Raw genomic sequence first — 20,900 nt, 5'->3', positions numbered from 1 at the left:
GTTGTCTTTTCTCGTCAAGGGGTCGCTGTCGGGCTGAGGGGGCATCGGATTGACGGCAAGAAATCTGGGAGGACTTGTATGATTGGAGTTGGAATTCTGGGCTCGGGCTTCATTGCCGAGACCTATGCGGACTCGCTGCTCGACGTGCGCAACGCCGAGCTGGTGGCCTGCTCGTCACGCAGTTTCGAGCGCGCCACGGCCTTCGCCAAGAAATGGGGTCCCAAGGTCACCGCTCATAGGGATATCGACGCGCTGTGCGCCGATCCGAAGATCGAGCTGGTGGTGATTGCGCTGCCCAACGAAATCCATCTCGAAGCCGTCAGAACGGCGGCAAAACACAGCAAGGCGGTCATCTGCACCAAGCCGCTGGCGCGCACCGGCAAGGAAGCGCAGGAAATCCTCGACATCGTCGAGCGCGCCGGCATCTGGCACGGCTATGCCGAATGCGCGGTGTTTTCCCCCAACATCGCCAAGGCCCATCAGATGATTCAGGCCGGCGGCATCGGTAATCTCTTGACCATGCGCGCCCGCGAAGCACATTCCGGCCCGCACGCGCCGCATTTCTGGAATGCCGAGCTCGCCGGCGGCGGCGCTTTGCTCGACATGGGCTGCCACACCGTCGAAAGCGCCCGCCATTTCTTCGGCAAGGACAATGAGATCACCGAGGTGATGGCGTGGGGCGCTACACTGGTCCACGGTGATAAGACAACCGGGGAAGATACGGCGATCGCGCTTTTGAAATTCGCCGGTGGCCAGCTCGCCACCATCGAATCGTCTTGGATCGAGAAAGGCGGCATGCAGCTTCGCCACGAACTGGTCGGCTCCGCCGGCCGCATCGTCACCGACACGTCGGTCGGTCCGGTGTGGGGCTTCATCGAGAAGCCGGTGGGCTATCTCGTCGAGAAGGCCGATGCCGAGACAGGGTGGGTCTATCCGGTGCCCGAGGAGACCCGCGCCTATGGTTTCTCGCAACAGATGCGCCATTTCGTCGACCATTTCGCGGCGGGAACGACGCCGCTGGAAACCTTCGAGGACGGCGTTATCGTCAACCACATAATTGACGCCTGCTACCGTTCGATGCGAACGGGCGTATGGGAAAAGATCAAGGGGTGACCATTATGGAGGGCTCGCCACTGCAATCGGACGGACCCGAACCACTCTGGCGGCAGGCGGCCGACGCGATCTTGCAGGAGATCGCCAGCGGCAAGCTTGCGTCTGGCGCGCGCCTGCCGGCCGAGCGCGACCTGTTCACGCGCATGTCGATATCGAGGGTGACCTTGCGCCGAGCCTTGCAGAGCCTCGTCGAGGAAGGCGTGCTGACGCCCTCGCACGGGCGCGGCTGGTATGTCTCGGCCAAGGTGCCGAAGGAATTTCCCAACACGCTGGAATCCTTCAGCGAGACCGCCAAACGCCTCGGCCTGACGCCCTCCTCCGACGTGTTGCGCGCCGAGCATGCGCCGGCCTCGCTGGACGAGGCCGAGGAGCTGTCGATCGCGCCGGGTGCTGCCCTTTTCCACCTCGAGCGCATCCGCCGCCTCGACCAGGTCCCGGTCGCTGTCGACACCTCGTTCTTTGCCGCGAACCTCGTTCCCGATCTCAGCCGCATCGACTTTAGCAACGCGTCGCTGTTCGGCCTGCTGATCGATGCCGGCGTCGACCTGGCGCGCGCCGAAACCACGATCGAGGCGCATGATGCCGATCCTGTTCTGGCGCGGCATCTCGACATCGACGTCGGCAAATCCACCTTGGTGATGCGCCAGCTCATCGTCGACGCCGCCGGCCGGCCGCTACTGTCCTCGACCATCCGCTACGCCGGCGACCGCTACCGCTTGCGCACCTCATTTTCACGCACAGGGCGGGCCCCGGGCCGCAATCCCTGAAACAGTGGCGCGTCTCGTTGCCTGGGCTTCCTATTGCCGACGCAACGACACGGACGGTGGCAACCGTCGCCATGCTGCGGCACAGCGCTGCCTGGTCCCAGGCGCGGACCTCTATCAAAGCCTGCACATCCCCGTTCACAGCGAAACCGGTGAAGAAGACCGGAAGCGGCGCCGCCGTTGGCCTTGGCATTGTGCTTGACTATGCTGGCCGCGCCATCCGCCGGACGCGAACGGACCAGAGCAGTTCCGCGAAAAGTGTGAAACGATTTTCCCGGGAAAAGCGCGTGGGGCTTTCCCATCGCAATTGTCTCAAAGTCAAAGAGATGGAGCGGTTCAACGTGTCGGTGAACGATTGACAGCTCTAGGCCTTTTGTCCGGGTTGGCATGGCTGGACACGGGCGGCTAAGGCTGGAAATGTGATTGCGTCTTCGCTGCCGGGGGGCTGGCCGGAGGACGAGGAGGATGGCGCTGAATTTCGAATATATTGCCGGCCATCCGGCGCTGCATCGTTGTGTCCAGGCGCAGTCGAAGGCGCTGCTGCACATCTATGAAACGAGCCCGCGCCTGGCCGCCGTATTCGCCACGCAACAGCGTTGGCTGTTGGCTCACACCGGCCTTGCCCTGCATTTCGCCCGCGACCCGCGCGATCCCCGCACGGAACTTACCCTTGCCCGCTTCATCGATGCCGTGCTCCGCTATTCCGTCGCCAGCCGCAACACGGCCGAGGCCTTCATCAAGGAGATGCTGCACTATCACATCATCGAATACCTGCCGCACACCGGTGACGGACGCGCTCACCCGTTTCAGGTGACGCCAGCGACGCTGAAGGAATTCGATGGCTGGGTGTTTGCGCATCTGCGCACACTCGACGGCCTCGACGGCGGCAACCGCCTCACCGTGTTTCTCGAGCAGCCCGGCATGATTGCCAGGCTGCAGCCGCTGGTGGCGGAAGGCCTGCTCTCATCCAGCCCGGTGCGCGAGCCCAAGCAGACCTTCTCGCTGTTCATCTGGCTCAACAATGGCGGCATCGTCATGGATTGGCTGATGTCCGGCATCGACCCTGACAATGCCGGCGTCGACCAGATCCCGACCAGCGTGGTTTCGGTCGGCGAATTCGCCAGTTGGTTGAAACTCTCGCGCACCCATCTGGCGCGCAAGTTGCGCGACGCCGAAAAGCTCGGCAGCGTCGGCTGGATGGGCCGGCGCGGCCATTCGGTGATGTGGGTCTCGAACAGCTTCTACCAGGAATACATGACCGTCCAGGCCGCCAAACTTGCGGTCATCGATGCCGCTTTCGAGGCCTGTCGCCCGATGCAAAAGGCTGGCTGAACCTCCACGCTCACAGCTCTTCGGACAGATAATCATACCACTTGCCAAGACCTGGCAGCCGAACAGCTTCTACCAGGAATATATGAGCGCGCAGGCCGTCAAGCTCGCCATCAGCGATGCCGCCTTCGCGGCATCGCTTCCATCATCCGCAAGCGGAACGATCCGGGCCGACCTGTTGATCCTTCCCGACTGAATCGGGATGGATCAACGGGTCAGGGAAGCCGGCGCACCGCATCAATCGATGTCGAACGACACGCCCTGTGCCAGCGGCAGCGCGTTGGAATAGTTCACCGTGTTGGTGGCGCGGCGCATATAGGCCTTCCAGGCGTCCGAACCGCTCTCGCGACCGCCGCCGGTCTCCTTCTCGCCACCGAAGGCGCCGCCGATCTCGGCGCCCGATGTCCCGATGTTGACGTTGGCGATACCGCAATCCGAACCGTCGACGCCGAGGAAGCGCTCGGATTCCTGCAGGTCGCGGGTGAAGATCGACGACGACAGACCGGCGCCGACCGCATTGTGCTCGTCGAGCACGGCGTCGAAATCGGAGTATTTCATCACATAGAGGATCGGCGCGAAGGTCTCTTCGGTGACCGGAGACACCTGCTTCGGCATTTCGACCAGCGCCGGATGCACGTAGTAGGCGTCGGGATGGCCGTTCTCGACCCGCGTGCCGCCGGTCACCTTGCCGCCGTGAGCGGTGGCTTCCTTGAGCGCTTTCTGCATGGCGTCGAAAGCCGCCTTATCGATCAGCGGACCGACCAGCGAGGAGGTCTCCAGCGGGTTGCCGACGGACACACTCTCATAGGCCTTCTTCAGCCGCGGCAGCAGCGCGTCATAGACGCTGTCATGCACGAAGAGACGCCTGAGCGTCGTGCAGCGCTGGCCGGCGGTGCCCATGGCGCCGAAGGCGATGGCGCGCAGCGCCATGTCGAGATCGGCGGTTGGGCAGACGATGCCGGCATTGTTGCCGCCGAGTTCCAGCACGGCGCGCGCAAAGCGCTTGGCCAGCCTTGGGCCGACATCTCGGCCCATGCGCGTCGAGCCGGTGGCCGAAACCAGCGGCACCTTGGGATGATCGACGAGGATCTCGCCGACGGCGCGGTCGCCGATCAGCACCGGCGCCAAGCCCTGCGGCGCGTCAGCGCCGAAGCGCTTGACCGCGCGCGCAAAAATCGCCTCGCAGGCGAGCGCTGTCAGCGGCGTCTTTTCCGACGGCTTCCACACCACCGCATCGCCGCAGACCAGCGCAAGTGCTGCATTCCACGACCACACCGCGACCGGGAAGTTGAAGGCCGAAATGACGCCGACAACACCGAGCGGATGCCAAGTCTCCATCATGCGGTGTCCCGGACGCTCCGTGGCGATGGTCAGGCCGTAGAGCTGGCGGGACAGGCCGACGGCGAAATCGCAGATGTCGATCATTTCCTGGACTTCGCCGAGGCCTTCGGACGGAATCTTGCCGACCTCGATCGACACCAGCCGGCCAAGCTCAGCCTTGTGCGCGCGCAATTCCTCGCCGAGCAGCCGCACCAGTTCGCCGCGCCGGGGGCCCGGCACCATCCGCCAGGCCTGGAACGCCTTGTGGGCGGCATCGATGACCTTGGCCGCCTCAGCCGGTGAAATCGTCTTAAGCGCCGCGATCTGCTCGCCCGTCACCGGGCTGCGCACGATGAGGTCGCCGCCGCTAAGCGCGCCCTTGGCCACGCCCAGTTTCGCCAGAAGTTCAGCCGTTTCCTTCGCTATCGTCATTTTTATCCCTTTCAGATCCGCTCGCCATCAGGTGGCGGCGGTCGAGCCTTCGCGCCACGTCGCCTGCGTGCCGCAGGCACGTCGGGCGCTGTCATGGCGTGGCATTACTCGTTTCAGGGGAAAATCGCCACCCCGGCATGGTCCAAGCCGGGATTGCACGATTGAGCCAGCAGTCTTCAGTGCGCTGTCTTCGCGGGGGCCTTCACGGCGCCGTCTTTCATCAACCGGTCGATGTGCATGCGGATATGGGCGGCTTCCGCCGCCGTATTGGCCAAAGCAATCGCACGGTCGAAGGCGACGCGCGCCTCCTCGCCGCGGTCGAGCTGCATCAGCAAGCCGCCCTTGAGGCCGAAGAAGTGGAAATAGCCGGACAGCCGCTCGCCGAGCGGCTCGATCATGGCAAGGGCAGCTTCCGGGCCGCGCACCTTGGCGACCGCAACCGCGCGGTTCAGCGTCACCACCGGCGATGGCTGCATCCTTTCTAGCAGGCTGTAGAGCAGGTCGATCTCGGTCCAGTCGGTCTCTTCGGACGTTGCCGCCCGCGCATGCAGTGCCGCGATCGCCGCCTGCACCTGATAAGGCCCGGGCTTCTGGTGGCGCAGCGCCTTGTCGACCAGCGCCAGCCCCTCGTCGATCATCTTGCGGCTCCACAGCGAGCGGTCCTGGTCGTCTAGCAGCACGATCTCGCCATTCTCATCGAAACGGGCCGGCGCACGCGCATGCTGGAGTAGAAGCAGCGCCGTCAGCCCCATGATCTCCGGTTCGGTCTGGAACAGCCTGAGCAACAGCCGCGCCAGCCGGATCGCCTCCTCGCAGAGCGGCGCGCGCGCCGGCGCTTCGCCGCTGTTGGTCGAATAGCCCTCGTTGAAGATCAGATAGACCATGGCCGCAACGGCTGCGAGCCGCTCTGAGCGCTCGACCGCGCCCGGCGTCTCGAACGGCACGCCGGCGTCGGCAATGCGCGCCTTGGCCCGGGTGATGCGCTGCTCCATGGCGCTTTCGCCAACCAGGAAGGCGCGCGCGATCTGCTTGACGGTTAGCCCGGAGACGATGCGCAGCGCCACCGCAATCTGCTGCGTCGCCGGCAGGTCCGGATGGCAGCAGATGAACAAGAGCCGCAATATGTCGTCGCGGTAATGCGCGCCGTCCAGCCGCTCGGCAATATCGCTCTCGGCATCTTCCAGGTCCGAGATCTGGTCTTCTTCCGGCATCGGCGCCTGCTTGGCGCGCTTGCGCACCGCATCGATACCGGTGTTGCGGCCGACAAAGATCAGCCAGGCCGTCGGATCGCGCGGCGGCCCGTTCTGCGGCCAGTTCTTGAGTGCCCTGAGACACGCGTCCTGGAAAGCCTCCTCCGCCGTATCGAGATCGCGGAAATAGCGCAGCAGCGCACCCATCGCCTGCGGGCGGGCGGCTGAGATCGCGGAGCTGATCCAGGAAAGGTCGGTCATTTCAAAACTCGGGTTGGGTCGAACACGGAAACCGGCCGGATCTCATAGGATCCGCCGCTCGGATTGACCTCGGACAGCTCGCGCGCAAAGTCGACGGCCTCGTCAAGATCGGCGCATTCCAGCGTGTAGAAGCCGAGGAACTGTTCCTTGGTCTCGGCAAACGGCCCGTCGATGACCACCGATTCGCCCTTGACCTGGCGCAGCGTTGTTGCGGCGGTGGTGGGCAGAAGCCGTGCCACCGGGCCAAGCCGGCCGGCCTTGGCGTATTTTTCCTGTACAGTCAGGAGTTTCGCCATCACCTCGTCATCCTGTGCCTTGCTCCAGGAGGAGACGACATCTTCGGAGGCATAACAGAGGATAGCGTAGAGCATGGGACGTCCTTTTCTCTCATCAAAGGACGAAACAGTAGGGCCTATGCCGACATGGCGTCGACAAAAAAGTTAGGGCAATTTTTCAGCCTTCGCCTGCCTTCAGCCATCGCAGCACCAGCGCCTCCTCGTCGTCGAGACCGTCTATGGATCGTTTGCGTTTGTTGGCTTCGGTCATTTCGCTAAGCAGCCGCCCTTCCACCCAGGCTTTGAAGACTTGCGGATGAATGTAGCATTTGCGGCAGACGGCGCGCGTGTTGCCCAATCGCTCGGCCACCTTGTCGATGACGGTATTCATCACCCGCTTCACCCCGGCCTGGCTTTCGGGAAGTTCCGTCTGCGCAAACAGCGACGCGGCATGAATGGTACCGCCCCAGGTGCGGAAATGCTTGGAGCTGAAATCAGCGCCGACAGCGTCGCGGATGTAGCGGTTGACATCGTCGGAGCGTACAGGATGCCTCGCCCCGTCCTCGTCCAGATACTGGAACAGCTTTTGGCCCGGTATATCCTGCGCGCCACGCACGATCCGAGCGATGCGGCGGTCGACCAGCTTCAACTTCCATTCCTTGCCCGATTTGCCCTTGAAGGCAAAGCGCAGGCTCGATCCCTGGATATCGACATGGCGGTCCCGCAGGGTCGTCAGTCCAAAACTCTTGTTGTCGCGGGCATAGGCTGCATTGCCGACACGGATCATCGTGTTGTCGAGTAGCCAGACGACTGCCGCCACGACGCGCTCTGCCGGCAGGCCCTGGCGGCGCAGATCGGCATCGATGCGGCGGCGCAGCTCCGGCAGGCTTTCGGCAAAAGCGACAAGGCTCGAATATTTGGCGCCGTCACGCTCCGCGGCCCACAGCGGATGGTAGCGGTATTGCTTGCGCCCGCGCTGGTCGCGGCCGGTCGCCTGGATATGGCCGGCGGGATCGGGCGAGATCCACACATCCGTCCAGGCTGGCGGAATGGCCAGCGCCTTGATGCGGGCGATGGCCCCCGCGCTCACGGCCTGCCCCTTCACGCCTTTGTACGAAAATCCCTCGCCCGCCTTCAGGCGGCGAATGCCCGGCTCACTGTCGCTGACATAGGTAAGCGAGGCCTGATCGGCAGAGGCCTGCGCGCCATTCCTCGGCGTGTCATCGTCGCCCTGTCCGGCAACAGATCGGCCCGGTGGCGCCCCGGATTTGTCCAGCATGCCCGCTCCACGAGATTTTCTCGTAGATAAGCGCCGGACAAGCCACTGGTTCCGCCGTCAGACCTTTTCCAGCGCAACCGGAATGACGTCGACGGCCTGGTCGCCGACCTGTCCGCCGGTGGTTTTCAGCACGCCGACGATCGGCGCCACGTCGGAATAGTCGCGGCCGTAGCCGACGGTGATGTGGTCGTTGCTGGCCCGCATGCCATTGGTCGGGTCGAACTCCTGCCAGCCGGCATCGCGCCCGCACCACACCTTGACCCAAGCATGCATGGCGTCGGCGCCTTCGAGCCGCGGCTTGCCCTTCGGCGGAATGGTGCGCAGGAAGCCGCTGACATAGCCGGCCGGAATGCCCAACCCGCGCAAGCCGGCGATCATGATGTGGGAGAAATCCTGGCAGACGCCACGCTTCAAACGGAAGGCGTCGCTGGCCCTGGTATGAACGGTGGTCGCTTCCCCATCATAGGTGAAGTCGCGGTGGATGCGGTTGCACAGATCGATGGCCGTGCCGACCGTCGAGCCGCTGGCGCTGCCGCGTGCATAGGCGGTGATCGCCGCATCGATGCCGGCATGATCGCTGGCCGTGAGAAAGTGATGCGGTGCGTCGGGCGCCAGTGACCGCACCGCGCCGAGTTCTTCCCTCAGGCGCTGCAAGTCGGGCGACACGTCGAGCCCAGGCTCCGGCCGCGACACCGACACGCGCGCGCTCATTCTGATATCGAGCCCGTCATGGACATCGCGAAAGGCGATCGCGGTAACATTGTTACCGAAGAAATCGGTAAAATCGGTGCGCTCCGACGGGGTCGGCACAAACGAAAGCGAGGCTGCGACCACACGCTGCATGCCGGCAATGGTCTGCGGCAAAACACGCACCTGATGCCGGCTGCCACCGGCCGCGGCGTCATAATCGTAGCTGAGATGAAGCCTGATATCGTACAGCATGTTAACCGAAGTACGCTTTGGCGAGGCTGTTGTAGAGGTTGCCGATCTCGGTGGCGAGATCGTCCAGCACCTCCGCCGACATCTCCGATGGTTCCATGACGGCAATTGCCGTGTTGAGCTGCAGGATTTCCTTGGCCGCCACCGACATGTGCCCCTCCGGGCCAACCGACGGCAACAGGCCGATCTCGGCCTTCAGCCTCTCGAGCTGGAACAGGATCGAGCGCGGGTTGAGCGGGTCGAGCGCCAAAAGGTCGATCACCGTGCGCCGCCCGGCCCGCACCGGATACTGCCGGCGATGGGTCATGACGCTGTCGCCGATCTCCAGCATCATGTCGAGCGAGCCGTCCGGCGCGCCGGAGCGGGTGAGACGGGCAAGTGTGCGGGCAATCTGGATGCCGCGCTCGATGCGCCGGCCTATCTCGAGGAAACGCCAGCCGGTGAAACGGTACATGTTCTCATGCAGCAGGCCGGAAAAGCCGGCGAGCTTGCGCAGCATCACCGTCATCGCCCGTGTCGCATCATCGCCCGGCGCCACCGTCGTTGCGAATTGGTGGATTGTCTTCGACAGGTCCTTGAGCGCCAGCCAGCCGTCGGGCGAAAAGCGGTCTCTGATCTGTCCGGCGCTGTAGACGGCGCTGTCGAGCGTGCCGATCAATCCGGGTGGAATGGCCGATTCGAGATCAATGCCGAACGGTTCTACATAATCCCTGACATCGACGAGCAGCGGCATGTCCGGATCGGACGTCTCGGCCAGCCGCACATGATAGGCGCGCAGAATGCGCACCGTGTCTTCAGAGCGCTCGATATAGCGGCCGAGCCAGGTCAGGTTTTCCGCAGCCCGGCTGGGCAGGCTGCCCGGCATGGTGCGGGCAAAACTGTCATGCTCCTGCGGCAGCAGCGTTTCGCGTTCCACCGGCCGGTCGCTGACCACCCAGACGTCGGCCGCCTGGCCGCCGCGCTGCATGGCAATGGCCGTTGGGTCGAGCGACAGGCCGACGCGGGCGAAACCACCCGGCATCACCGTCCAGCCCTCCGGCGTGCGCGCCAGATAGACGCGCAGGCTCGCCGGCCGTGGTTCCAGCCAGCCGCCGACATAGACCGGCGTCGTCGACAGCGTCACCGCTTCCTGGCCGACGAAGCCGCCGCCGTCGCTCTCGATGCGCGCAATCAGTGCGGTGCGTTCTTCCGGCGTCAGCGCCGAACCGAGCCTGGTCTGGTCGTCGTCTTCGAAGGCAAGCCGCGTCGACAGTGCCGGGCCGACCACCATGCGGTCGAGATTGGCAAGCACATGCCGGCGTTCGCTGTCTTGCCCGCACCACCAGGTGGCGACGCTGGGCAAGAGAAGCTCCTCGCCGCGCAATGCGCGCGAAATCTTGGGCAGGAAGGCGAGCAGCGCCCGGGTTTCCATCAGACCCGAACCCAGCGCATTGACCGTCGAAACAGCGCCGCGGCGGATCGCCTCGACCAGTCCTGGCGTGCCGATCTGCGAGTCTGGTCTGAGTTCCAGCGGATCGGCGAAGGCGGCATCGAGCCGCCGCCACAGCACGCTGATCGGCATCAGACCGGAAACCGTGCGCACCATCAGCTTGCCGCCGGAGACGGTCAGGTCCTCGCCCTCGAGCAGCATGATGCCGAGATAGCGGGCGATATAGGCATGCTCGTAATAGGTCTCGTTGAGCGGCCCCGGCGTCAGGATGGCGACGCGGCCGTCATTCTCCTTGGCCATGCCGATCAGCGCATCGCGAAAGCGGCGGAAGAAGCCGGCCAGGCGATGCACATGCATCTCGCCATAGATGTCGGACAGCGCGCGCGTGGTGGCGACGCGGTTTTCCAGCGCAAAGCCGGCGCCCGACGGCGCCTGCGTTCGGTCGCCCAGCACCCACCAGCTTCCGTCCGGACCACGGCCGAGCTCGAAGGCGCAAAAATGCAGGAAATGACCGCTGGCCGGCATTGTGCCGGCGACCGGCCGCAAATATTCAGGGCTCGCCGCAATCAATCCCGCCGGCAGGATGCCCTTCTCGATCAGCCGGTTCGGCCCATAGATATCAGCGACTATCTCCTCGAACAGGTCGGCCCGCTGCACGAGGCCGGCACTGATTTCGGCCCATTCCTTGTCCTCGATCAGAAGCGGGATATGCGCCAGCGGCCATTCCCGCTCATTGGCGCCGGCCTTGTCGTAGACGCGGTAATAGACGCCGGCGTCGCGCAGATACTGGTCGGCGCGGGCGAAGCGCTGGCCGAGCTTTTCGGGGCCTAGTTCCTCCAGCGCCTCGATGAAAGGGGCCCAGGCCGGACGCGGATTGCCTGAGGCATCGACCATCTCGTCGACGACGCCGTCAATCGGCTGGTAGTGCTCCAGCAGACTGTGCCTCAGCGGCTTGCCGCGTATCTTTTTCTGATTCCCCTTTGCCATTGCTGATCAGAGTCTGGGTGGCCGCCTGAGGTCAAGGGTCATCGGGAAGTCTTCAGAGGGTTCTTCGTTGCGCAGCACATAGGCCGACGGCGTGTGGCCGCGCGGCTCGAAGCGGGCAAGACGCCGCGCCTCGGCCTCATTGCCGTTGACCGGGAAGGTGTCGTAGCTGCGCCCGCCGGGATGCGCGACATGGTAGACGCAGCCGCCGACCGCCCGTCCCGACCAGCGGTCGTAGATGTCGAAGACCAGCGGCGTGTTGACCGGCAGCGCCGGATGCAGGCCCGACGCCGGCTGCCACGCCTTGAAGCGAACACCCGCCACCGCGACCTCGCGGTTGTCGGTCACCTTCATCGGCACGACGCGGCCGTTGCAGACAATCGCGTGGCGTTCCGGGTTGAGGCCTTCGGTCCTGACCTGCAGCCGTTCGACCGAGGAATCGACGAAGCGCACGGTGCCGCCTATGGCGCCTTGCTCGCCCATGACATGCCACGGCTCCAGTGCCTGCCGCAGTTCCAGCTTGATGCCGGCATGCTGGACCTCGCCGCAGAACGGAAAGCGGAATTCGAGCTGGGCGTCGAACCATTCGGGACGGAACTCGAAGCCGTTGAGCTTGAGGTCGTCGAGCACGTCGAGGAAATCCGCCCAGACATAATGCGGCAGCATGAAACGATCATGCAGCGAGGTACCCCAGCGCACGAAGCGGCCGTCGAGCGGGTTTTTCCAGGCGCGGGCGATGATCGCACGCACCAGCAATTGCTGAGCCAGCGACATGCGCGCATTGGGCGGCATCTCGAAACCGCGGAACTCGACCAGGCCAAGCCGCCCGGTCGGCCCATCCGGCGAAAACAGTTTGTCGATGCAGATTTCGGAGCGGTGCGTGTTGCCGGTGACGTCGGTGAGCAGATTGCGAAACAGCCGGTCGACCAGCCATGGCAAGGGTGCATTGCCCTGGTCCGGGTGCGGCACCTGCGCCATCGCGATTTCGAGCTCGTAGAGCGAATCGTGACGCGCCTCGTCAAAGCGCGGCGCCTGGCTCGTCGGGCCGATGAACAGTCCGGAAAACAGATAGGATAGCGAGGGACGCCGCTGCCATTGCAGCACCAGGCTCTTCAAGAGATCGGGCCGGCGCAGGAACGGACTGTCATTGGGCGTTGCGCCGCCGACGACCACATGGTTGCCGCCGCCGGTGCCGGTGTGGCGGCCGTCGATCATGAACTTGTCGGCGCCAAGCCGCGTCTGCCGCGCCTCCTCATAGATCGCCGTCGTCGTCGCCACGCAATCCTGCCAGTTTGCGGCCGGGTGGATGTTGACCTCGATGACACCGGGATCGGGCGCCACGCGGATGACATTGAGGCGCGGATCGTGCGGCGGCCCGTAACCTTCGATATGCACGGGCAAGCCGATCGCCTTGGCCGCGTTTTCGGCGGCTGCGACCAGTTCGAGATAGTCTTCCAGCGCCTCGACCGGCGGCATGAACACGCAGAGCCGCCCGTCGCGCGGTTCGACCGACAGTGCCGTGCGCACCGCGCCGCCGATCTCGGTGATCTCCTGCTCGACCCGATCCTGCTGACCGGTCGTCGCGGTGAACGAAATCGCCTGCTGGCGCCGTGCCATTTCGTCGGCGCCTTCCAGTTCGGCCGGAGCGGCGGAAGGCAGGATCGCTTCCCGCGCCGGCAGCGGTCCACGCGGCAGTGACGGATCCACCGGCACGATATAGGGGAACTGTGCTGGCGGCACGTAAGGCAGCGTTCCCAGCGGCAAGCGATAGCCGACCGGCGAATCGCCCGGCACCAGGAACAGCCGCCCGCGCCTGGTCTTCCATTTCTCCGAACGCCAGCGCTGGCCGGATGCCTGGCTGTTCCAGCGCTGCACCGGCAGCACATAGCCCGACGGTTTGGTCAGCCCGCGCTCGAAGACTTTCGCCATGCGGCTGCGCTCTTCCGGATCTTCCAGCTTGGAGTTGGACGGGTCGACATTGTCGGGCAGTTTGCCTTCCTTGAGCAGCCATTCGGCCGGGTCCTCATAGGCTTCGCTGACCATCGCCTTGTCGATGCCAAGTTCACCGGCGATTGCCGTCAGCAGGCTTTCGGCCTGCTGCGGTCCGACCTTCGCGTCGCTCTTTTCGCGCGCGATCAGCGACGGGTCGCTCCACACCGGCTGACCGTCGGTGCGCCAGTAAAGCGAGAAGGTCCAGCGCGGCAGGCTCTCGCCCGGATACCATTTGCCCTGGCCGTAATGGAGGAAGCCGCCCGGCGCGAAACGTTCGCGCAATCTGCGGATCAGCGCATCGGCCTTTTCGCGCTTGGTCGGGCCGACGGCGGCGGTGTTCCACTCGGCCGACTCGAAATCGTCGATGGAGACGAAGGTCGGCTCGCCGCCCATGGTCAGCCTGACATCGCCTGCCTGGAGCGCTGCATCGACCTTATTGCCCAGCGCATCCAGCGCCTGCCAGCTTTCATCGGAGAATGGCTTGGTAATGCGCGGATGTTCGGCGATGCGGTCGACCCGCATATCGAAGCCGAACTCGACATTGGCAAAGCTCGCCATGCCGGAAATCGGCGCCGCATTGCGGAAATGCGGCGTTGCCGCCAGCGGCACATGGCTTTCGCCGGTGAGCAGGCCCGAGGTCGGGTCGAAGCCGATCCAGCCGGCGCCCGGAATATAGACCTCGCACCAGGCGTGCAGATCGGTGAAGTCCACGGCGGTTCCGGCCGGGCCATCGAGCGCGACCAGATCGGGCTTCAGCTGGATCAGATAGCCGGAGACGAAACGCGCGGCGATGCCGAGGTTGCGCAGGATCTGCACCAGCAGCCAGCTCGAATCCCGGCACGAGCCTTTTTTCGCGGCCAGCGTCTCCTCCGGCGAGAAGACACCGGTTTCCATTCGCACGATATAAGCGATCTCGCGCTGCAGCCGCGCATTGAGGTCGACAACGAAATTGACGGTGTTGGTCGGGCTGCGGTCAATGGTTTTCAGAAAGGCGGACAGCAGCGGCCCCGCCGATTCCGGCGTGCGGTAGATGGCGAGATCGTCCCTGATCTCTTCCGGATAGTCGAACGGGAAGGTCTCGGCCGCCGGCTCGACGAAGAAATCGAATGGATTGTAGACCGTCATGTCGGCAACCAGATCGACCTCGATCTTCAGCTCCGTCACCGGTTCGGGAAAGACGAACCGGGCAAGGAAATTGCCGTAAGGGTCCTGCTGCAGATTGACGAAGTGATTTGCCGGCCCGACCTTCAGCGAATGGCTGAGCACCTTGGTGCGGGAATGCGGCGCCGGCTGCAGCCTGATGACCTGGGGCCCGAGAACCACAGGCCGGTCGTATTTATAGTGGGTCAGGTGGTAGACGGCTGCCAGAATTGCCATGGGGCCCCGGAGATCGGCGTTTCAAACAAATTCGCCGAACCCTGACACATCTGCCGGGCATTCTCCAAGCACAGATGTTGCGGTGCACCTAATTTAAGCAGCCGAAGCCGGCTCAGAAGAACGCCTGGATGCCCGTCTGCGCCCGGCCGAGGATCAACGCGTGCACGTCGTGCGTGCCTTCATAGGTGTTGACCGTCTCCAGATTCTGCGCGTGGCGCATGACGTGATAGCCGATCTGGATGCCGTTGCCGCCATGCATGTCGCGGGCCTGGCGGGCGATGTCGAGCGCCTTGCCGCAATTGTTGCGCTTGACGATCGAGATCATCTCCGGCGCCATCTTGCCTTCGTCCATCAGCCGGCCGACGCGCAGAGAACCCTGCAGGCCTAGAGCGATCTCGGTCTGCATGTCGGCGAGCTTCTTCTGGAAGAGCTGCGTGCCAGCGAGCGGCTTGCCGAATTGCTTGCGGTCGAGGCCATACTGCCGCGCGCGGTGCCAGCAATCCTCGGCGGCGCCCATCGCGCCCCAGGAAATACCATAGCGGGCGCGGTTGAGGCAGCCGAATGGGCCGCCAAGCCCCCTGGCGTTGGGCAGCAGCGCATCTTCGCCGACCTCGACGCCTTCCATCACCACCTCGCCAGTGATCGAAGCCCGCAGCGACAGCTTGCCCCCGATCTTGGGCGCCGACAGCCCCTTCATGCCCTTTTCCAGCACGAAGCCATGGATTTCGTCCTTGCCGTTCTCGCCCTTGAGCTTCGCCCAAACGACGAACACGTCGGCGATCGGCGCGTTGGAGATCCACATTTTGGAGCCGGAAAGTTTGTAGCCGTTCGCCGTCTTCTCGGCCCGGGTCTTCATGCCGCCGGGATCGGAACCGGCATCCGGCTCGGTCAGGCCGAAGCAGCCGATCCATTCGCCCGAAGCGAGCTTCGGCAGGTATTTCTTGCGCTGCGCCTCGGAGCCATAGGTATGGATCGGATACATCACCAGCGACGACTGCACTGACATCATCGAGCGATAGCCGGAATCGACACGCTCGACCTCGCGCGCCACCAGCCCGTAGGTCACATAGTTGGCGCCGAGCCCGCCATATTCCTCGGGGATGGTGATGCCGAGCAGGCCGGCCTCGCCCATCTCGCGAAAAATGCCGGCATCGGTCTTTTCCTCAAGATAGGCCTCCTCGATGCGCGGCGCCAGCTTGTCGGCCGCGAACGCCGCAGCGCCATCGCGCACCATGCGCTCGTCCTCCGAAAGCTGGTTCTCGATCAGGAAAGGGTCTTCCCAGACGAACGCGTTTTTGTCGGCGGCCATGGCTCGGTCTCTCCCAGCGAAAATCTTGATTGCCCGGGCTTATCCGCCTCTGCCTCGCAAAAATCAAACGAAATTGCATCACCGATCAATGAGGTTTAGTAATGGGTTATGAACGTCCAGCGCCGCCTTTTGCCGAGCACCAGCGCCCTTGCCGCCTTCGAGGCGGTGGCCCGTCTTGGTTCTTTCACCGCCGCCGCCCAGGAACTTGACCTGACCCAGGGCGCTGTCAGCCGGCAAATCAGCATGTTGGAAGAGCAGTTCGGCCGCAGGCTCTTCGAGCGCGACAGCCGCAATGTCAGGCTTTCCACGGCGGGTGAAATCTACGCCGAGGCGGTGCGCGCAGCACTTGGCCAGTTGCGCGATGCAGCGCTGGGATTGATGAGCAATCGGCATAGTGGCATGCTGAACCTTGCCATATTGCCAACCTTCGGCACGCGCTGGCTGATGCCGTTGATCCCGGATTTTGTCGCCAAGAACCCCGACATCACCATCAATTTCGTCACCCGCATCGGCCGTTTCGATTTCGCCCGCGAGCGGCTCGACGCCGCCATCCATCATGGCCAGCCTGACTGGCCGGACGCCGACTCCACGCTTCTGATGCGCGAAACCGTGATGCCGGTGGTCTCGCCCGAATTTCTGGCCAGCCGCGCCATCACCACTGCGGCCGATATCAGCCGCCTGCCGCTGCTGCACATGGCGACACGTCCAGGCGCCTGGAGCGAATGGTTCGAAGAGCAAGGCCTCAGCGCGCCGACCGGCCCCGGCATGCAGTTCGAGCAATTCGGCACCGTCGCCCAGGCCTGCATGGCCGGACTTGGCGTCGCGCTCCTGCCGCAGGTCCTGATTGCGGGAGAGTTGCAGCGCGGCCAGCTCGTGCCGACACCGGGACAGCCGATGCAGAGCCGCAGTGCCTACTATCTCGTCGTTCCGCACGACAAGCGCGGCCACCCGCCGGTCGCCAGCTTTCGCGACTGGCTGCTGGGTCGGGTCGACAAGGAGCCGGCTGTTCTGGCGTGGTAGTTACTTCCGCTTCATCGCATCGGCCAACGCTGCGCCGAACGCGCCTTGTTGCGCAGGCCGTGCGGGCTGGCGCTGCGGAGCTGGCGAACGTGGCGCCGGCTTCCCGCCGCCATTGTCGCGCGGCCCTTTCGAGGCACCGCCCTCGCCGCCATCCTTGCGCATGGAGAGCGCAATGCGCTTGCGCTTGATGTCGACATCGACCACGCGCACCTTCACCACATCGCCGGCCTTCACCACCTCATGCGCATCCTTAATGAAGCGATCGGCCAGTTGCGAGACATGCACCAGTCCGTCCTGGTGCACGCCGATATCGACGAAGGCGCCGAAGGCGGCGACGTTGGTGACGGTGCCTTCGAGTAGCATGCCGGGCTTCAGATCCTTGATGTCATCGACTCCGTCGGCGAAGGTCGCCGTCTTGAAACCGGGACGTGGGTCGCGGCCGGGCTTTTCCAGCTCGGCAATGATGTCGCGCACGGTCGGCAGACCGAAGCGTTCGTCGACGAAGACGCGTGGGTCGAGCGCCTTGAGGGCTGCACTGTCGCCCATCAGCGCGCGCACATCGCGGCCACAGGCGGCGACGATCTTCTTGGCCACGCCATAGGCTTCCGGATGCACGGACGAAGCGTCGAGCGGCTCGCTGCCATTGGCAATGCGCAGGAAGCCGGCGGACTGTTCGAACGCGCGCGGCCCGAGCCGCGCTACCTTGAGCAGGTCCTTGCGGCTGGCGAACGGTCCGGTCGCATCGCGATGCGCGACGATGGCATCGGCTAGCGATGCGCCAAGCCCTGACACGCGGGCCAAAAGCGGCGCCGAGGCGGTGTTGAGATCGACGCCGACGGCATTGACCGCGTCCTCCACCACCGCTTCCAGCGAACGGCCGAGACGGTATTGGTCGACATCGTGCTGGTATTGGCCGACGCCGATGGACTTCGGCTCGATCTTGACCAGTTCGGCGAGCGGATCCTGCAAGCGCCTGGCAATCGACACCGCGCCGCGCAACGACACGTCGAGGCCCGGGAACTCCGCTGCCGCCGTGGCCGAAGCCGAATAGACCGAAGCGCCGGCCTCGCTGACGATGACCTTGAGCGGCTTCGGGCCTGCACCGGCCGGCATATCGGACAGCATATCGGCAACCAGTTTTTCCGTCTCGCGGCTGCCGGTGCCGTTGCCGATCGAGATCAGCTCGACCTTGTGCTGGCGGATGAGTGCGGCGAGTTCGACCTGCGTGCCGCGCACATCGTTCCGCGGCGGGAACGGATAGACCGTCGTCGTCGCCACCAGCTTGCCGGTGCCGTCGACCACCGCGACCTTGACGCCGGTGCGGATGCCGGGATCGAGCCCCATGGTCGGCCGCGAACCGGCGGGCGCTGCCAGCAGCAGATCTTTCAGGTTGCGGGCAAAGACATGGATCGCCTCTTCCTCCGCCCGCTCGCGCAGATCGCGCATCAGGTCGAGCGTCAAATGCAGCGACAGTTTTATCCGCCACGTCCAGCCCGCGACCTCCATCAGCCAACGGTCGCCCGGCAGGCTGGCGCCGATCGCATAGGCATTGGCGATCATCCGTTCGACCGGCTTCACCGGCGAGGCATCGTCGGCGTCGACCTCGATGTCGAGCGACAGCACTTCTTCGTTGCGGCCACGCAGCATCGCCAGCGCGCGATGGCTAGGCACATTGGCCCAGCGTTCGACATGGTCGAAATAGTCGGAGAATTTCGCCCCCGCCTCCTGCTTGCCGTCGACGACACGGGCACGCATGAAGGCGCGCTCCTTCATGTAGGTCCGCAACTTGCCGACCAGATCGGCATTTTCCGCGAATTGCTCCGACAGTATGTCGCGCGCACCTTCGAGTGCTGCCTTGGTGTCAGCCACTTCCTCGGTGACATAGGCCAGCGCTGCCTCGGCGGGCACCAACGAACGGTTGGCGAGGATCGCCTCAGCCAGCGGCCCCAGCCCGCGCTCCCGGGCGATCTCCGCCTTGGTGCGGCGCTTGGGCTTGTAGGGCAGATAGATATCTTCGAGCTCCGCCTTGGTGACGGCAGCTACGATCTTGGCTTCAAGCTCCTCGGTCAGCTTTCCCTGCTCGCGGATGGAACTGAGGATGGTGTCGCGCCGCGCATCGAGCTCGCGCAGATAGGCTAGCCGCTCGGCAAGGTCGCGCAGTTGCGTGTCGTCGAGTCCGCCGGTGACCTCCTTGCGGTAACGCGCCACGAACGGCACCGTCGCCCCCTCGTCGAGCAGCCCGATAGCCGCAGCCGCCTGCTCGGGCCGCGCGCCGATCTCGGCCGCGATGATGGCTGCGATGCGCTTCATGTCGGATGCCATGTCGTTCCTGCTCTCTTCAAAAAGAGCGGCGACCATAGGCGCTGACATCCAGTCCGCCAACTGTCGCTTTTTCACCGGCGCGAGAGGTCCACAGGAAAGCACGTTGCAACTCGGCCGGCCACTGCACGGAACGATTGTTACCGAAAGTCGGCGCCGCCCCTCACCTGCCTGCCGGCATCCTCTCCCCGTTTAGTGACGGGGAGAGGGGCGCTGTCATCGACGGGTTCGCCGACTACGCACGTTGCAGGAAGAACGCCAAGGCTGCGGGCAAGCCCTTCTCCCCGTCACTATACGGGGAGAAGGTGCCGGCAGGCGGATGAGGGGCAGCGCAGACTTCGACAATCGGATAAGATTGCCCGTCAGACCATACGGCTCAGCGCTTCAAAGAAGGCAACGATCTCGCGTTCGAGCGCATGGTCCTCGGGCACCGGCTGCGACCCCATTTTTGCAATCACAACTTCCGTCTTCGGGTCGACGTAGAGCCATTGGCCGTGGATGCCAATGCCGCAATAGGCGCCGTTTTCGTGCCCCGTCTGGTACCATTTGTTGCGATACCGGCCCTTCGGGAACAGATGCACCATGGTCCCGCGCTGCCAGGCTTCCGCACTGCCGCCGGTAACGACTGTATCGCGCACCCAGGCTTCCGGTACGATGCGCCGGCCATTGGCCGTTCCGCCCTGCCGCATCATCTCACCGATGCGTGCGAGATCGCGCGGCGTCACCGAAATGCCGCCGGCGGTGCGTGCCGTGCCTTCCATGTCGACGCCGATCGAGGCCTCGCTGACGGCGCCAAGCGGCAGCCACAGTTTTTCGCGCATCAGGTCCGGGAAGCGCTGTCCCGAAGCGCGCTCCAGCAGGATGCCGAGCAGATCGGAATTGGGCGAACGGTAGCGGAAGGTTTCGCCATGCGGCTCGGCAAGCCGCTGCAGCGTCAGGATGAATTCGCGCAGGCTTTCCGTGCCGCCGCCCGGATTCCACAGCGTCGCGCGGCGATAACGGGCAAAGGCGCTTTCGGGATCGAGATAGGCCTCTTCGAAATCGAGGCTGACGCTCATGTCGAGCACATGCCGGCAGCTCGCATCGGCATAGGCCGAGCCAATGGCCTCCGGAATGTACCGCGTCACAGGCGCTTCCGGATCGAACACGCCCTCGCCTTCCAATATGCCGGCGACAATGGCGGTGACCGACTTGCTGATCGAAAAGATGATGTGGCGCGCACCGAAATCCATATTGGGCGCGAACCAGTCGCCAATGATCTTGCCGCCCTTCATCACCGTGAGTGCATCGCTGCTCGAGCGCGCCAGGAATTCGGCCACCGTCTCCGGCGCGCCGGCGACGGAGACCTTTTCGCCGAGCAGGCTGCCCATGTCCCGCGCCGGCGCTTCGACGCTTCCCGGCGTCGCCGCCACGGGAGCGGTCGGCACCAGTTCACCTAGGTTCTGGAACGACCACCGGTTGAACGGGTTTTCGCGCCAGTTGGAAAGCAGCACCTCGTTACGGGCAAAGCCGTAGCGGGTCTCGAACGCGGTCTTGCCGGTCATGAACGTTTCCTCAAAGGGATGGTT

The 20,900-nt window shown here is 64.4% G+C and carries 15 protein-coding genes; 5 read left to right on the top strand and 10 right to left on the bottom strand.

Annotation, left to right across the window (positions count from 1 at the left end; translation table 11 throughout):
* The first annotated feature begins 78 nt into the window (after positions 1-78).
* The 4 genes from AC04SH_RS17815 to AC04SH_RS17800 all read left to right on the top strand — a co-directional run bounded on the left by AC04SH_RS17815 (position 79) and on the right by AC04SH_RS17800 (position 3,209).
* Positions 79-1,113, top strand: a complete 1,035-nt coding sequence (locus AC04SH_RS17815; RefSeq protein WP_488576003.1) for a Gfo/Idh/MocA family protein — start codon at positions 79-81, stop codon at positions 1,111-1,113.
* 5 nt (positions 1,114-1,118) lie between these two features.
* Complete coding sequence (locus tag AC04SH_RS17810; RefSeq protein ID WP_488576045.1) at positions 1,119-1,880, top strand: GntR family transcriptional regulator; 762 nt, start codon at positions 1,119-1,121, stop codon at positions 1,878-1,880.
* 56 nt (positions 1,881-1,936) lie between these two features.
* Positions 1,937-2,236: a hypothetical protein gene (locus AC04SH_RS17805; protein WP_488576002.1), complete on the top strand. Its 300-nt coding sequence runs from the start codon at positions 1,937-1,939 to the stop codon at positions 2,234-2,236.
* Positions 2,237-2,342: 106 nt separating this feature from the next.
* Positions 2,343-3,209, top strand: coding sequence for a hypothetical protein (locus AC04SH_RS17800; protein WP_488576001.1), 867 nt, complete (start codon positions 2,343-2,345; stop codon positions 3,207-3,209).
* Between the two features lie 234 nt (positions 3,210-3,443).
* Here the strand turns inward: AC04SH_RS17800 and amaB are convergent, their stop codons facing one another.
* The 8 genes from amaB to AC04SH_RS17760 all read right to left on the bottom strand — a co-directional run bounded on the left by amaB (position 3,444) and on the right by AC04SH_RS17760 (position 15,993).
* Positions 3,444-4,958, bottom strand: a complete 1,515-nt coding sequence (gene amaB / locus AC04SH_RS17795; protein WP_488576000.1) for an L-piperidine-6-carboxylate dehydrogenase — start codon at positions 4,956-4,958, stop codon at positions 3,444-3,446.
* Between the two features lie 176 nt (positions 4,959-5,134).
* Positions 5,135-6,409, bottom strand: a complete 1,275-nt coding sequence (locus AC04SH_RS17790) for an RNA polymerase sigma factor (RefSeq protein WP_488575999.1) — start codon at positions 6,407-6,409, stop codon at positions 5,135-5,137.
* Positions 6,406-6,780, bottom strand: a complete 375-nt coding sequence (locus AC04SH_RS17785; protein ID WP_488575998.1) for a YciI family protein — start codon at positions 6,778-6,780, stop codon at positions 6,406-6,408. Before AC04SH_RS17785 ends, AC04SH_RS17790 begins: the two co-directional genes overlap by 4 nt.
* A gap of 82 nt (positions 6,781-6,862) precedes the next feature.
* Positions 6,863-7,963 (bottom strand): DNA topoisomerase IB, encoded by a 1,101-nt coding sequence (locus AC04SH_RS17780; protein ID WP_488575997.1) that lies wholly within the window; start codon positions 7,961-7,963, stop codon positions 6,863-6,865.
* A 57-nt stretch (positions 7,964-8,020) separates the two neighbouring features.
* Complete coding sequence (locus AC04SH_RS17775) at positions 8,021-8,905, bottom strand: transglutaminase family protein (protein WP_488575996.1); 885 nt, start codon at positions 8,903-8,905, stop codon at positions 8,021-8,023.
* 1 nt (position 8,906) lies between these two features.
* A complete protein-coding gene (locus AC04SH_RS17770) occupies positions 8,907-11,318 on the bottom strand; it encodes a circularly permuted type 2 ATP-grasp protein (RefSeq protein ID WP_488575995.1) in 2,412 nt (803 codons plus the stop codon).
* Between the two features lie 6 nt (positions 11,319-11,324).
* The gene (locus tag AC04SH_RS17765; protein ID WP_488575994.1) at positions 11,325-14,684 is read right to left on the bottom strand and encodes a transglutaminase family protein; all 3,360 of its coding nucleotides are present in this window, start codon (positions 14,682-14,684) and stop codon (positions 11,325-11,327) included.
* Positions 14,685-14,796: 112 nt separating this feature from the next.
* Positions 14,797-15,993: an acyl-CoA dehydrogenase gene (locus AC04SH_RS17760; RefSeq protein ID WP_477233008.1), complete on the bottom strand. Its 1,197-nt coding sequence runs from the start codon at positions 15,991-15,993 to the stop codon at positions 14,797-14,799.
* 108 nt (positions 15,994-16,101) lie between these two features.
* Between AC04SH_RS17760 and AC04SH_RS17755 the strand changes: the two genes are divergently transcribed.
* Positions 16,102-17,013 (top strand): LysR family transcriptional regulator, encoded by a 912-nt coding sequence (locus AC04SH_RS17755; RefSeq protein WP_488575993.1) that lies wholly within the window; start codon positions 16,102-16,104, stop codon positions 17,011-17,013.
* On the opposite strand, the gene AC04SH_RS17750 is transcribed toward AC04SH_RS17755, so the two are convergent.
* The gene (locus AC04SH_RS17750; RefSeq protein ID WP_488575992.1) at positions 17,014-19,335 is read right to left on the bottom strand and encodes a Tex family protein; all 2,322 of its coding nucleotides are present in this window, start codon (positions 19,333-19,335) and stop codon (positions 17,014-17,016) included.
* 359 nt (positions 19,336-19,694) lie between these two features.
* On the bottom strand, positions 19,695-20,876 hold the full coding sequence (locus tag AC04SH_RS17745; RefSeq protein WP_488575991.1) for a serine hydrolase domain-containing protein: 1,182 nt from the start codon (positions 20,874-20,876) through the stop codon (positions 19,695-19,697).
* Positions 20,877-20,900 lie beyond the last annotated feature (24 nt).

Source organism: Mesorhizobium sp. CNPSo 4688 (genome assembly GCF_057784295.1).
The sequence above is the reverse complement of the archived record's forward strand: the minus strand, read 5'-3'. Positions and strand labels throughout refer to the sequence as shown.